The sequence below is a fragment of the Roseovarius indicus genome, assembly GCF_008728195.1.
GTDB classification, from domain to species: Bacteria; Pseudomonadota; Alphaproteobacteria; order Rhodobacterales; family Rhodobacteraceae; genus Roseovarius; species Roseovarius indicus.
Map to the genome: position 1 here is coordinate 4,599,078 of NZ_CP031598.1, position 13,984 is coordinate 4,613,061.

The 13,984-nt window shown below is 67.3% G+C and carries 11 protein-coding genes; 8 read left to right on the forward strand and 3 right to left on the reverse strand.

The window, feature by feature from the left end; genetic code table 11:
- The first annotated feature begins 60 nt into the window (after positions 1-60).
- From RIdsm_RS22060 to RIdsm_RS22080, 5 genes are all read left to right on the forward strand, one after another.
- Positions 61-1,854, forward strand: coding sequence for an autotransporter assembly complex protein TamA (locus RIdsm_RS22060; protein WP_057820302.1), 1,794 nt, complete (start codon positions 61-63; stop codon positions 1,852-1,854).
- On the forward strand, positions 1,854-6,185 hold the full coding sequence (locus RIdsm_RS22065) for a translocation/assembly module TamB domain-containing protein (RefSeq protein WP_057820304.1): 4,332 nt from the start codon (positions 1,854-1,856) through the stop codon (positions 6,183-6,185). The genes RIdsm_RS22060 and RIdsm_RS22065 overlap by 1 nt, the downstream gene beginning before the upstream one ends.
- Positions 6,186-6,553: 368 nt before the next feature.
- Positions 6,554-6,955 (forward strand): hypothetical protein, encoded by a 402-nt coding sequence (locus tag RIdsm_RS22070; RefSeq protein ID WP_057820306.1) that lies wholly within the window; start codon positions 6,554-6,556, stop codon positions 6,953-6,955.
- A gap of 229 nt (positions 6,956-7,184) precedes the next feature.
- Positions 7,185-7,859, forward strand: coding sequence for a hypothetical protein (locus tag RIdsm_RS22075; protein WP_057820308.1), 675 nt, complete (start codon positions 7,185-7,187; stop codon positions 7,857-7,859).
- 25 nt (positions 7,860-7,884) lie between these two features.
- Positions 7,885-8,313: a YybH family protein gene (locus RIdsm_RS22080; RefSeq protein ID WP_057820310.1), complete on the forward strand. Its 429-nt coding sequence runs from the start codon at positions 7,885-7,887 to the stop codon at positions 8,311-8,313.
- On the opposite strand, the gene RIdsm_RS22085 is transcribed toward RIdsm_RS22080, so the two are convergent.
- On the reverse strand, positions 8,310-8,714 hold the full coding sequence (locus tag RIdsm_RS22085; RefSeq protein WP_057820313.1) for a c-type cytochrome: 405 nt from the start codon (positions 8,712-8,714) through the stop codon (positions 8,310-8,312). The genes RIdsm_RS22080 and RIdsm_RS22085 overlap by 4 nt on opposite strands.
- A 93-nt stretch (positions 8,715-8,807) precedes the next feature.
- Here RIdsm_RS22085 and RIdsm_RS22090 point away from each other — a divergent pair, with 93 nt between their 5' ends.
- Positions 8,808-9,470 carry a DNA-3-methyladenine glycosylase I gene (locus RIdsm_RS22090; RefSeq protein ID WP_057820315.1) on the forward strand — a complete coding sequence of 221 codons (663 nt, stop codon included), beginning with the start codon at positions 8,808-8,810 and terminating at the stop codon, positions 9,468-9,470.
- A gap of 169 nt (positions 9,471-9,639) precedes the next feature.
- Here the strand turns inward: RIdsm_RS22090 and RIdsm_RS22095 are convergent, their stop codons facing one another.
- Positions 9,640-11,214, reverse strand: coding sequence for a lysine--tRNA ligase (locus tag RIdsm_RS22095; RefSeq protein WP_057820317.1), 1,575 nt, complete (start codon positions 11,212-11,214; stop codon positions 9,640-9,642).
- A gap of 122 nt (positions 11,215-11,336) precedes the next feature.
- Here RIdsm_RS22095 and RIdsm_RS22100 point away from each other — a divergent pair, with 122 nt between their 5' ends.
- Both RIdsm_RS22100 and RIdsm_RS22105 read left to right on the forward strand, forming a co-directional pair.
- A complete protein-coding gene (locus RIdsm_RS22100) occupies positions 11,337-11,762 on the forward strand; it encodes a tellurite resistance TerB family protein (protein WP_057820320.1) in 426 nt (141 codons plus the stop codon).
- A 64-nt stretch (positions 11,763-11,826) separates the two neighbouring features.
- Positions 11,827-12,063, forward strand: coding sequence for an Lrp/AsnC family transcriptional regulator (locus RIdsm_RS22105; protein WP_057820322.1), 237 nt, complete (start codon positions 11,827-11,829; stop codon positions 12,061-12,063).
- 197 nt (positions 12,064-12,260) lie between these two features.
- On the opposite strand, the gene ade is transcribed toward RIdsm_RS22105, so the two are convergent.
- Positions 12,261-13,955: an adenine deaminase gene (gene ade / locus RIdsm_RS22110; protein WP_057820323.1), complete on the reverse strand. Its 1,695-nt coding sequence runs from the start codon at positions 13,953-13,955 to the stop codon at positions 12,261-12,263.
- Positions 13,956-13,984: the final 29 nt, after the last annotated feature.

Below are 13,984 nucleotides of genomic sequence, written 5' to 3' on the forward strand. Positions count from 1 at the left end.
TTGTGTGGTCGATCCCGGAAGAACTTGCGATATATTGAAACGGACAGTGGAGATTCACGTTTGGTTTCAACCCGCCGCATCGCAAGCAGCCTGCTTTTACTCGCCCTTCTGGGCACCGCCCGCATCGCCGGCGCGGCCGAGGTCTTCATCCAGCTTCCCGCCAGCGCCACCGGCCTTGACGGGCAGCTGCGCGATGCCTCGATCAGCGTAAAGACCGTCGAGGAAGAGGGCGTCACCACCCAGGACATCCTCGCCGCCGCCCGCGCCGATTACGCCCGCATGGTCGGCGCCCTCTACGAGGTCGGCCGCTACGGCGGCGTGGTCAGCATCAAGGTCGACGGTCGCGAGGCGGCCGACATATCGCCGCTCGCCACCCCCAGCCAGATCCGCCAGATCGTGATCCAGGTGCAACCCGGCCCGCTCTTCCGCTTCTCCACCACCCGCATCGCGCCGATCGCCCCGGAAACCGAGCTGCCCGAGGGCTTCCGCCCCGGCGCCACCGCCTATTCCGCCGTCGTCGGCGAAGCCGTCGACGCCTCCGTCGAAACCTGGCGCAACCGCGGCCACGCCAAGGTCGCCATCGCCGACCAGCGCATCACCGCCAACCACGCCGGCGCCCGCCTCTCGGCCGAGATCACGCTGGCCCCTGGCCCCCGCCTCACCTTCGGCGACCTCGTCGTCACCCGCCAGGGCGCCGTCCGCCCCGACCGCATCCGCGATATCGCCGGCCTGCCCACCGGCAAGGTCTATTCCCCCGAAGAGGTCCGCAAGGCTTCCCGCCGCCTGCGCCGCACCGGCGCCTTCTCCTCCGTCGTGCTGGAAGACGCCGAGAACATCGGCCCCGGCAACACGCTCGACATCAACGCCACGCTCGCCGACGCCAAGCCGCGCCGCTTCGGCTTCGGCGCCGAGATCTCCTCGCTCGAAGGGCTCACCCTCTCGGGCTTCTGGCTCCACCGCAACCTGCTCGGCGGCGCCGAACGCCTCCGCATCGAGGGCGAGGTCAGCGGCATCGGCGGCGATTCCGGCGGGATGGATTACATCTTCTCCACCCGCTTCGACCGCCCGGCCACCTTCAACCCCGACACCGACCTCTACCTCAGCGCCCGCGCGCAGGAACTCGACGAGCCCGACTTCCGCGAACGCAGCATCCGCGTCGGCGGCGGCTTCCTGCACCGCTTCTCCGACGAGCTGACGGGCGAGATCGGCGTCGCCTACCAGTTCACCGACATCAACGACGATCTCGGCTCGCGCACGCTGGAACATTTCCTCCTGCCCGCCAGCCTCGAATACGACACCCGCGACGTCGAACTGAACGCCAAGAAAGGCGTCTACGCCAATCTCGAGCTGACCCCCTTCGTCGGCCTCGACAATGACAGCCTCGGCGCCCGGCTCTATTTCGACGCCCGCCAGTACCTCACCTTCGGCAAGACCGACGGCCTCACCTTCGCCACCCGCGCCCAGTTCGGCTCGGTCAGCGGCGCCGGCATCGCCCAGGTGCCGCCCGACATGCTGTTCTACTCCGGCGGCGCGGGAACCGTGCGCGGCCAGTCCTACAAGGATCTCGCCGTCAATCTCGGCCCCGGCTTGCGCATCGGCGGCCGCTCCTTCGCCGCCGTCTCGGCCGAACTCCGCGCCCGGGTGAAAGACAAGTGGTCGGTCGTGGGCTTCGCCGACGCCGGCTTCGTCGGCCGCGACAGTTTCTGGGACAACGGCTCGTCGCATTACGGCGCCGGCGTCGGCGTCCGCTACGACACCGGCCTCGGCCCCATCCGCGTCGACCTCGCCACCCCGCTCGGCAGCAATGCCGGCGAAAATGTCGAACTCTATATCGGGATAGGACAGGCATTCTGATGCGCCTCCTCCGCCTCATCGCGCTCGTCACCCTCACCGCCCTGCCCGCCGCGGCACAGGAAGAAAACGAAGCCGACAAGACCTACCTCGAAGGCTGGATCGAAGAGGCGCTCTCGGGCGCCGGCCGCTCGGTCACCATCACCGGCTTCCGCGGCGCGCTCTCGTCGAACGCCACGCTCGACCGGATGACCATCTCCGACGAAGACGGCGTCTGGCTGACCATGGAAGACGCCACGCTCGTCTGGTCCCGCGCCGCGCTCCTGCGCGGCGAGGTCGACGTCACTGAACTCTCCGCCGCCGTCATCGACATCGCCCGCCTCCCCGAAGGCGGCGAGGACGTCACGCCCGAGGATTCCGAGGCCAAGGCCTTCGCCCTCCCCGAACTGCCCGTCTCCGTCTCCATCGACGAGCTCAAGGCCGAAGAGGTCCGCCTCGGCGCCCCGATCCTGGGCGAGGCCGCCACCATGTCGGTCGAGGCCACCATCCAGCTCGCCGATGGCGCCGGCACCGCCCAGCTCGCCATCGAACGCACCGACCGGCCCGACCAGATCACCCTCGACGCCGCCTTCGACAACGAAAGCCGCGTCCTCGCCATCGATCTCGACTTCGACGAGGGCGAAGGCGGCATGGTCTCCAACCTCCTCAACGTCCCCGGCGAACCCGCCATGCGCCTCCAGGTGCAGGGCGAGGCGCCGCTCTCCGATTTCGAAGCCCAGATCGCCCTTTCCTCCGACGGTACCCGCCGGTTCGGCGGCGCGCTGCAGATCGGCGCCCTCGACGCCGACAACGAAGAAGCCGGCTATGCCTTCTCCACCGATCTCTCCGGCGACCTCCGCCAGCTCTTCACCCCCGACCTGCACCCGTTCTTCGGTGAAAACGCCTCGCTGCGCGTCTCCGGCCAGACCTATGCCGATGGCAGCCTGAACCTCGACACGCTCTCGCTCGACGCCGGCGGCATGGAACTCACCGGCAACCTCGCCCTCGACCCCGAGGGCTGGCCGCGCGAATTCAACCTCGACGGCCGCGTCGCCGGCGAAGGCCGCCTGCGCCTGCCGATCTCCGAACCGGCCACCTCCATCTCGTCGGGCCGGATCGTCGCCCGCTACAACGCCTCCGAAGGCGATGCCTGGCGCGCCGACATCTCGGTCGACGGGCTCGAACGCGACGGGCTCACCGTCGGCAGCGCCACGATCGACGGCACCGGCACCATCACCCGCGGCGACGCGCAAAGCCTCACCGCCGATCTCGACTTCACAGCCGAAGACGTCGACCACGAGAACGAAAACCTTGCCCGCGCCATCGGCGCCGCCCCCGGGGGCACGCTGCGCCTCACCTACCGCCCCGACACGCCGGTGCAGGTCGAAACCCTCGAGGTTGCCAGCGGCGACGCCACCCTCACCGCCAACGGCGAACTCGACGGCCTGTCCGACGGCTTCCCCGTCTCCGGCACCGCCACCCTGCAAGCCGACGACCTCCGCCGCTTCGCCGGCGTGGCCGGGCGCGACCTTGCCGGCTCCGCCAACCTCAAGGTGGAAGGCGAGGGCACCCTCCTCGGCGGCGCCTTCGACATCGACCTCTCCGCCGCCACGCAAGATCTCGAAACCGGCACCGAGCGGCTCGACCCGCTCCTGCGCGGCCGCTCCACCCTCGACATCGCCGCCCGCCGCACCGAAGAGGGTACCTTCATCGACCGCCTCGTCATCGACAACCCCTCCGTCGATGCCGAAGCCGAGGCCCGCCTCAGCGCCGAAAGCGGCGCGCTCACCCTCAAGGGCGCGGTACAGGACATCGCTCTCGTCGACTCCCGCGTCTCCGGCCCCGCCACCATCGACACCGCCATGGGCTGGCAGGCCGACGGGCAGGTCACCGTCTCCCGCCTCCTCCTCGAAGCAGTCGACGCCACCCTCACCGCCGAGGGCAGCGCGAATATCGAGAACGACACCCTCCCCTTCGACGGCCGCCTCACCCTGCAGGCCGCCGACCTCTCCCGCCTCGCCGACCTCGCCGACCGCCCCCTCGACGGCGCCGTCGACCTCAGCGTCACCGGCACCGGCACCATCCGCAAATCTGGCGGCGACACCCAGGCCGACCCCGAGGCCCGAGGCGTCGAAGCCATCATCGCCCAGGTTGAAGCCCTCCTCGGCGACCGCTTCGAAATCGACCTCACCGCCACCTCGCAAGACCTCGAAACCGGCATCGACCGGCTCGACCCCATCCTGCGCGGCGAGGCCCGCGTCGAAATCGAAACCAGCCGCACCGAAGACGGCACCGCCGTCGACCGCCTGTACATCGACAGCGACGCGCTCACCGCCGAGGCCGACGCGCAACTCCAGCCCGAAACCGCCTCCCTCGCCCTCAAGGCCCGGCTCGACAATCTTGGCCGCGTCGAGCCCACCCTCTCGGGCCCCGCCAACATCGACACGGGGCTGACATGGCAGGCCGATGACGGCCAGGTCACCATCTCCCGCCTCTCCCTCGACGCGCTCGACGCCCGCCTCTCGACCGAGGGCACCATCGGCACCGGCAACCCCGACCTCCCCGTCAACGGCCAGCTCTCGCTCGACGCGCAGGACCTCTCCCGCCTCGCCGGCCTCGTGGGCCAGCCCCTCACCGGCACCATCGACCTCGACGTCGCCGGCTCCGGCAAGATCCGCGGCCGCAGCGCCGACGCCGAAATCTCGCTCGACGCCACGGGCTTCCGCTCCGGCATCGCCGAGATCGACCGCATCCTCGGCTCCGACATCACCCTCGACACGAAGCTCGCCTACGGCGACAGCACCCCCTTCGTCGAAACCCTCGAACTCACCGCCGCCCGCCTCTCGGCCTCCGCCTCCAGCGCGGCCCCGGGCGAGCCCGTCACCATCTCCGCCCGCCTCGCCGACCTCGGCCTGCTGGCGCCCGGCATCAACGGCCCGGCCACGCTCGACGGCCGCGTGACCATCCTCGACAGCCGCGGCGAAGACCTCGACGTCAACCTCGACTTCAACGGGCCCGGCGGCGTCGGCGCCCGGATCGCCGGCCGGATCAACGACCTCGGCCAGACCGTCTCGCTGTCGATCAACGGCAACGCCCCCCTGGCACTCGCCAACAGCTTCATCCAGCCCCGCTCGATCGAAGGCCCAGCCCGCTTCGACCTCCGCGTCGAGGGCCGGCCCAGCCTCCAGGCCCTCTCCGGCCAGGCCTCCATCAACAACGCCCGCGTCTCCCTCCCCGGGCTCGCCACGGCCATCGAAGGGCTCACCGGCACCGTCAACCTCTCCGGCGGCCGCGCCACGGCTGACATCACCGGCAACACCGGCACCGGCGGCAATTTCCGCGTCACCGGGCCCGTCACCCTCTCCGCCCCCTTCAACGCCCAGCTCGAAACCCGCCTCAACGGCCTCCGCGTCATCGACCCCTCGCTGTTCGAAACCACCGTCGACGGCCGCATCACCCTCAACGGGCCGCTCACCGGCGGGGCGCGCATCGGCGGCGCGGTCATGCTCGGCCGCACCGAGATCCAGGTCCCCTCCGGCGGCAGCTCCGCCCCCGGCACCATCCCCGACCTGCGTCACGTCAACGAACCCGCCGCGGTCAACCGCACCCGCCGCCGCGCCGGCATGGTCGAAACCGGCGGCCGCAGCGGCCCTGCCGCCGCCTTCCCCCTCGACCTCGTGATCAACGCACCGAACCAGGTCTTCGTCCGCGGCCGCGGCCTCGACGCCGAACTGGGCGGCGCCATCCGCCTCGGCGGCACCACCGCCAACGTCAACGCCAGCGGCACGTTCGAGCTGATCCGCGGCCGGATGGACATCCTCACCAAGCGCCTCGACCTCACCGAGGGCCTGATCGACCTGCGCGGCGCGCTCGACCCCTACGTGCGCTTCGTCGCCCGTACCGAATCCGACGACATGACCATCGACATCATCCTCGAAGGTCTCGCCTCCAACCCCTCGGTCAGCTTCACCTCCTCCCCCGACCTCCCGCAGGAGGAAATCCTCGCCCAGCTCCTCTTCGGGCGCAGCTTCACCTCCATGTCGGCCTTCCAGGCGGCCCAGCTGGTGAGCGCGGTCGCCACCCTCTCGGGGCGCGGCTCGGGCGGGCTGACGGGGCGCCTGCGCGGCGCGCTCGGGCTCAGCGATTTCGACGTCACCACCACCGACTCCGGCGCCACCCAGTTCAGCGCGGGCACCTATATCTCCGAGAACATCTACTCCGAGTTCACCGCCGACAGCGACGGCAACAACGAGGTCAACCTCAACCTCGACCTCTCCTCCTCGGTCACGGTCAAGGGCAGCGCCAGCAGCACCGGCGACACCGGCCTCGGGATCTTCTACGAGAAGGATTACTGAGCCAGGCGCCCCCTGCCGTAGGGTGGGTGCCAACCCACCTGCGCCACCCACACGGACGCACCATCTCAACACTGCCACCGCGCGGAATCAAGGCGCGCCAAGGGCGCGCCGCCGCGCGATCGCCCGCTGCCCTCTCGGCAATTGCCCCGCAATCCCCGAGAGAGAGACCGCCCCCGGGCTGGCGATTGATCGACGTGCGCACTCCGCCTTTAGGTCGTCCTGACACGGCACCATAAAGTGCCCCACATTCCCGTCGGATCGCCACCCCACGGTCTGGCCCTCGCGCGGCTCACACCTCCTCAACCCTTGAATACCCCCTCTCCGGGCGTCACATATCTCCTATCCCGCTCCCCAATGCCCCAACTCCCATGCCCCTCCCCAAGCTCCCCCTCCTCCTCGTCCTCCTCGCCGTCACCGCCGCCTGTTCCCCGCGCCAGTCCTGCATCTACCGCGCCACCGGCGAGTTCCGCACGCTCGAGCACGACATCAAGGAAACCCGGGAGGCCCTCCGCCGCGGCTATCGCATCGAGCGGCGCACCGTCCCCCGCACCGTCTTCGGCATCTGCTACGCGCGCGACCCGGCCACGATGAAGCCCATCCCCTACACCTGCCGCGACACCGTCTTCGAAACCGAGACCTACCGCGTGCCCATCAACCGCGCCCGCGAGGCCCGCAACCTCGCCGAGTACGAGGCCGCCCTCCCCGCCGCCCGCGCCCGGGCCGCGGCCGGCACCCGCCAATGCGAGGCGACCTACCCCGAAGAAGACTGACCGCCGCCGCCCGAACGGCCCCGTTGCGCGCGGCCACCCACCGCGCGCCGCGTTAACCCGGCCCGGCACCGTCCAAAACACCGACGTAATACCGACGTTATACCGACGCGATACCGAACGCCGATTTCCCAGCAAAACCGGCCCATTAACCCTGATTCGCCTGCCCTCAACGCACCGGCCCGGAATCTTCCCCCTACCCGCCTCGTTAAACCCTTGCTAACGTCCGCCCATGCGTTGGTTCATCCTCCTCTCCTGTCTCCTCCTCCTCTCCTGCGGCCGTCCCCTGACGCCGGCGGAAAAGAGCTTTGCCAAGCAGATGCACGGCGACTCACTCCAGGTCTCCCGCATCCGCTTCAACAACGGCGCCCTGATCGGCAAGACCACGTATTTACGGCAGAAAAGGCCCCGCCTGACCTGCCGCGAGCGCATCCTGCCCGAGCCCACGAGCAAGACCGTCACCGTCTCCCCGGCGGCCTTCGTTCTCTTCAACAACGTGTTCTTTTCGCGCGACTGGTACGACGACGATTACTTCCCCGACTACCCCGAGCGGATGAACCTCGTGAACGCCATGCTCTTCGCCCACGAGATCACCCATGTCTGGCAATGGCAGAACCGCGCGCAAACGGGCTACACCCCCCTCCGCTCCGCCTCCGAACACTCCCGCTCCGACGACCCCTACCTCTTCGACATCGCCACCAGCGCCGACTTCCTCGACTACGGTTTCGAGCAACAGGCCTCCATCGTCGAGGAATACGTCTGCTGCGCCACGCTCGACCCCGAAGCGCCCCGCACCAAGCGCATGGCCTCCATGCTCCGCGGCGCCTTCCCGATGGGCAAGCTGCATATCCCCGAAAAGGTGCGAATCCCCTGGAAAGACGCGGAAATCGAGAACATCTGCCGCTGACCGCCACGGGCAAAAGGAGACCCCGATGAAGCACATCCTTCCGGCCCTGATCCTGCTGCTCTTCAGCCTTCCGGCCACGGCCCAGGACAACCCGATCGTGGCCCGGATGCAGGCCTTCCAGGCCGCCTTCAACGCCGGCAACGCCGAGGCGGTGGCGGGCTTCTACACCGAGAACGCCGCCCTCTTCCCGCCCCGCTCAGGCAACGTGGTCGGCCGCGCCGCCATCACCGCCCATTACGCCCAGGCCTTCCAAGCCGGCGTTGGCGGGCTGCAACTCGACATTCTCGAAATCCGCCAGCACGGGCCCGACACCGCGATCGAGATCGGCGAAACCATGGTCGAGGCCGGCGCCCAGCGCATCCATGGCCGCTACCTGCATGTCTGGGCCCGCGAAGGCGCAACCTGGCGCCTCAGCCGCGACATCTTCAACGTGATCGGCACCTCGCCGCGTTAGCCCTCGTCCTGGATGCTCTCCAGGTAGACCATCAGCGCCGCCAGCGGCCGCGGAGTCGGCGTCAGCACCCCGTCGCCCGTGTCCACCGGCACCGTCTCCCCTTCCAGCAGCAGGCCGAATTCCGGCATGTCCTGCCCGGGCTGCGCGGCGCGCTCATACCCGTCGATCACGCTCAACACATGGGCGGTGGGAAACTGGCCGTTCCGGTCCAGTCGGGTCAGGTCCGCCGGCCGCGGGTCATAGGTGCTGGCCCACGGCCCGTCGCCCTTGCCCGACACCCCGTGACACTGCACGCAGTTTTCCATGTAAAGCGCCTGCCCTTCCGACGGCTGCGGCATCGACGGCGCGGCACAGGCCACGGCCACGCCCCCCAACAGCCCAAGGATAATCCAACGTGTCATGCCTGCCTCCTTTATCCGGTTCGTGCCGGGTATTGTCAGTTGCCCCTGTTCTAGTCCGGCGGCAAACTCCACGTCAACGAGGGGGAAAAGCCCATGCGCAGCTTCGACGAGATTTTCACCATCGCCGCCGAACGGAAAGGTGGGCCCGACGCGCTCGAGGCGCTGCTCGAAACGCCCAGGACACCCGCCGAACTGGCCGCCATCCCCGAAGATCGCTGGCTCGCCCAGTTCACCAAGTCGATCTTCCAGGCCGGCTTCAACTGGAAGGTCATCGAAAACAAGTGGGCGGGGTTCGAAACCGCCTTCGACGGGTTCGACGTGGGCCGCTGCGCCTTCATGGACGACGACAAATTCGACGCCCTCGTCGACGACAAAAGCATCGTCCGCAACCCCATCAAGATCGCCACGGTCCGCGACAATGCCGCCTTCCTGCTTGACCTCCGCGACGAGGGCGGGGCGGGCCGCGTGCTGGGCGGCTGGCCGTCTGAGGATTACGCAGCCCTCCTCGACATGCTCAAGAAACGCGGCTCCCATCTCGGCGGCAATGCCGGGCAATACGCCATGCGCTTCATGGGCCGCGACAGCTATATCATGTCCCGCGACGTGGTGGCCCGCCTCGTGGCGGAAGGGATCATCGACAAGCAGCCCAGCTCGAAAACCGCGATGAAAGCGGTCCAGGCGGCCTTCAACACCTGGATGGAGCAATCCGGCCGTTCCCTCACCGAAATCAGCCGCGTGCTCGCCATGTCCGTCTGATTGGGGGCCAGCCCCGTCGCCATTGTCTCTCGGACCAATGGCGCGACAATGACGACCCCCGGGATACTTATCCCCAAGAAGAAGCAGGCACGCGCCCGCCCTTCATCTTGCCAAAAATACTCCCGCCGGAGGCATCCGACAGACCGGCCGGACGCCTCCGCCAGCGGGATCAGACGAACTTGCCCGCCAGCGCGTCGTCGATCAGCGTCACGGTCTCATCGACGCCATAGAGCGCGATGAACCCGCCGAAACGCGGACCCTGGGACGCCCCCAGAAGCACCTCGTAGATCGCCTTGAACCAGTCGCGCAGCGGGTCGAACCGGTCGCGCCCGACGGCATAGACCACCGATTGCAGCGCCTCGTCCTCGACCGGCCCGTCATAGGCGGCAAGCTGATCACGCAGTTCGACCAGCGCCTCGCGTTCGGCCTCCGTCGGCGCGCGGTAGGTCTTCGCCGGCGCCACGAAATCCTCGTAATACTTCACCGCGAAGCCCGCGGCCGCATCGAGGTCCGGGTGCGTCTCGGGGCTGGCATCGGGCGCGTAGCGGCGGATGAAGCCCCAGAGCTGATCCTTGTCATGTGCCGACGCGACCGAGGCGAGGTTCAGCAGCATCGCGAAGGGCACCACCATCCGGCTTTCCGGTACGTCGCCGTTGTGGATGTGATAGACCGGGTTCGCCACCTGCTGCGCCGCATCCTGTCCCGGATAGGCGCGCAGCTGCTGGTGATACTCGTCCACCGCCCGCGGGATCACGTCGAAATACAGCCGCTTCGCCGTCTTGGGCTTCTGGTACATGAAATACGACAGGCTCTCGGTCGAGGCATAGCTCAGCCATTCGTCGATCGAGATGCCATTGCCCGACGACTTGGAGATCTTCTGCCCGTTATCGTCGAGGAACAGCTCGTAGGTGAAATGCTCCGGCGCCTTCCAGCCGAGGATCTCGCAGATCCGGTCATAGATCGGCGTGTTGGTCGAATGGTCCTTGCCATACATCTCGAAATCGACCCCCAGCGCCGCCCAGCGCGCGCCGAAATCGGGTTTCCACTGTAGCTTCACGTTGCCGCCGGTCACCGGCAGGGTCCATTCCTTCCCGTCCTCGTCGTCGAAGGTGATCGTGCCGTCCTTGGCGTTCACCTCCTTCATCGGCACGTAAAGCACGCGGCCGGTCTCGGGATGCAGCGGCAGGAAGATCGAATAGGTCTGCTGCCGCTCCTCGCGCAGGCTCTTCAGCATCACCTTCATCACGTCGTCATACCGCTCGGCGGCGCGCAGCAGCACCTCGTCGAACCGGCCCGAATTGTAGAACTCGGTGGCCGAAATGAACTCGTACTCGAACCCGAACGTGTCGAGGAACCGCCGCAGCATGGCGTTGTTGTGATCGCCGAAACTGTCATGCGTGCCGAACGGATCGGGCACCGATGTGAGCGGCTTCTGAAGATGCTCCTTCAGCATCTCCTGGTTCGGCACGTTGCCCGGCACCTTGCGCATCCCGTCAAGGTCATCCGAAAAACAGATCAGCTTGGTCGGGATGTCCGAGATCAACTCGAACGCCCGCCGGATCATCGTCGTGCGCAGCACCTCGCCGAACGTACCGATATGCGGCAGCCCGCTCGGGCCATAGCCCGTCTCGAACAGCACGTACCCCTTCTCGGGCGGTGCCTTTTCATACCGTTTGAGAACGCGGCGCGCTTCTTCAAAAGGCCAGGCTTTCGATGAGAGGGCGGCGTCGCGCATCTCTGACATTGGGAATCTCCGGTTCATAAGCGTCGCGTATGCCTATACGCGAAAGTCGCTCGGCTTCCTATTGCCGCCAGCGGAGACAGTCAATATTCTGCGCCGCAACAAGACCCCGGAAAGGACAGCCCGTGTCACAGCAAATTCCTCATCCCCTCACCCCGCAGGATTGCCTCGTCGCTGTGATGATCGCGGTGTCGGCCTCCGACGAGGATATCCGCACCGCCGAGCTGGTGACGATCGAAGCGCTCGTGAACAACCTGCCGATCTTCGCCACCTACGATCTCGACCGGATGAAGCTCATGTCGCAGATGGTGTTCGAGCTGTTCTCCGAGGAAGACGGGCTCGACGCGCTCTTTGGCCTCATTCGCGACAACCTGCCCGAGCGGCTGTTCGAAACCGCCTATGCGCTGTCCTGCGACGTGGCCGCCGCCGATGGCGCCCTGACGGAAAGCGAGCTGCGCCTGCTCGAGGAAATCCGCTTCGAGCTCGATCTCGACCGCCTCCATGCCGCCGCCATCGAACGCGGCGCCCGGGCGCGGCACATGACGATCTGAGCCCGCCCGTTTTCTTTCCCGCCGATTTGCGTTTAACTGAAACAGACACACCGGAGGTGACCACATGCGCTGCGTCTTCGTGAACATCCGCTGCAAGCCGGGCACGTCCTATCGCGTGGCCGAGGAGATCGCCCTGCGCGAAATCCATTCCGAGCTCTACTCGACCTCGGGGCCCTTCGACCTGCTGCTCAAGCTCTACGTCCCCGAACCGGAGGATGTGGGCCACTACATCAACGAGCACCTGCTCGACATCGAAGGCATCGAGCGGACAGAGACGACCCTGACCTTCAAGGCATTCTGAGAAGCGGTCCGGGCGGTGGGTTGGCACCCACCCTACGAAATTCGGGGCGATCATGACCTCACGCCCCGGGCTTGACCCCGGGCCTCCGGTGGGCCGGAACGGATGTGGTATGGCGCCGACGTTGCGTAGGGTGGGTGCCAACCCACCACGCCGGTCCCCCGCATTAACCCGTTCTCCATGCTTTGCGCCGATACCCCCTATGCGATGATCTCGAACTTCGTCACGTCGACCATCCCCCGGTCGGTGATCTTAAGGGCGGGAATCACCGGCAGCGCCAGAAACGCAAGCTGCAGGAAAGGTTCTGTTAAGGTCACGCCAAGGCTCTTGGCCGCGTCGCGAAGCTCGACAAGCCGGTCGCGCACGTCCTCGAACGGCTCGAGGCTCATCAACCCCGCCACCGGCAGAGCCAGTTCGGCCAGCACCTCGCCCCCACACGTCACCACGAACCCGCCTTCCAGCTCGCTCAGCCGGTTCGCGGCCAGCGCCATGTCACCATAATCCATGCCCACGCAGACGATGTTGTGATGGTCATGACAGACGGTCGAGGCGATGGCCCCTTTCTTCAGCTCGAACCCCCTGACAAAGCCCGTGGCAATGTTGCCGTTCTTGCCATGCCGCTCGACCACCGCGATCCGCGCCAAATCACGGGCGGCATCGGGCCGCTTGTCGCCATCGGCAATGGCAATAGCCTCGTGCAGATGCTCCGTCAGGATCTTTCCTTCAAGGATTCCAATCACATCCGTGTCTTCGCGGTTTCCGGTCGCCCGAAAGTCCTCGGCCCGCACCTTCGGCGCATTGACCGACCCGCGCCCCACCGGCGCGATCTCCTCGCGCGCCGCAAAGGCCGCATCATCCGCCACCACGCCGCCACACAGCACCAGCCGCGCATCGCAGGCCTCGAGCGAGCCCAGCGCCACGATATCCGCCCGATACCCCGGAGCCACCAGCCCCCGATCCTTCAGCCCGAACGCCTCCGCCCCGGAAAGCGACGCCGCCCGGTAGGCCGCCAGCGGCGAACAGCCCAGCCGGATCAGCTCGCGGATCATGTAATCGAGATGCCCGTGCTCGGCGATATCCAAGGGGTTCCGGTCATCGGTGCACAGGCACATGTAAGGCGCGGTCACCTCCGTCAGAACCGGCTGCAACGCATGCAGATCCTTGCTGACCGACCCTTCCCTTATCAGCACCCGCATCCCCTTGCGCAGCTTCTCCAGCGCCTCCTCGGCGCTGGTCGCCTCATGCTCCGTCCGGATGCCGGCCGCGCAATAGGCATTCAGATCCCGGCCCGACAAGAGCGGGCAATGCCCATCCACATGCCCGCCCTCGAAGAGGTGCAGCTTGGCCATCGCCCCCGGGTCACGATGAATGACGCCCGGATAATTCATGAACTCCGCCAGCCCGATCCCCGACGGATGCCCCATCAGCGGCGCCAGGTCCTCAGCCTCGATCTGCGCACCGGCGGTCTCCATATCCGTCGACGGCACGCAGGACGACAACTGCACCCGGATATCCATCACCGTCCGTTCGCTGGCCTGCTGGAAATACCGGATGCCATCCGGCCCGATCACGTTGGCAATCTCGTGCGGGTCGCAGATCGCCGTGGTCACCCCCCGCGGCGCAACGCAGCGGTCGAACTCGAACGGCGTCACCAGCGAGCTTTCGATATGCAGATGCGTGTCGATGAACCCCGGCACCAGTACCAGGCCACTGACGTCGATCACCTCGTGCCCCTCGTAATCCTCGCCGATCCCGACAATCCGGTCGCCACAGATCGCCACGTCGCCCTTCACGCGCGTCCCGGTCACCAGGTCGAACACCTCGCCCCCGCGCAACACCTTGTCCGCCGGTTCGTCCCCGCGCCCCTGCGCGATGCGTGTCTCAAGATCGGCCATATCCGCTGCTCCCTTCTTTTTCCCAAGTC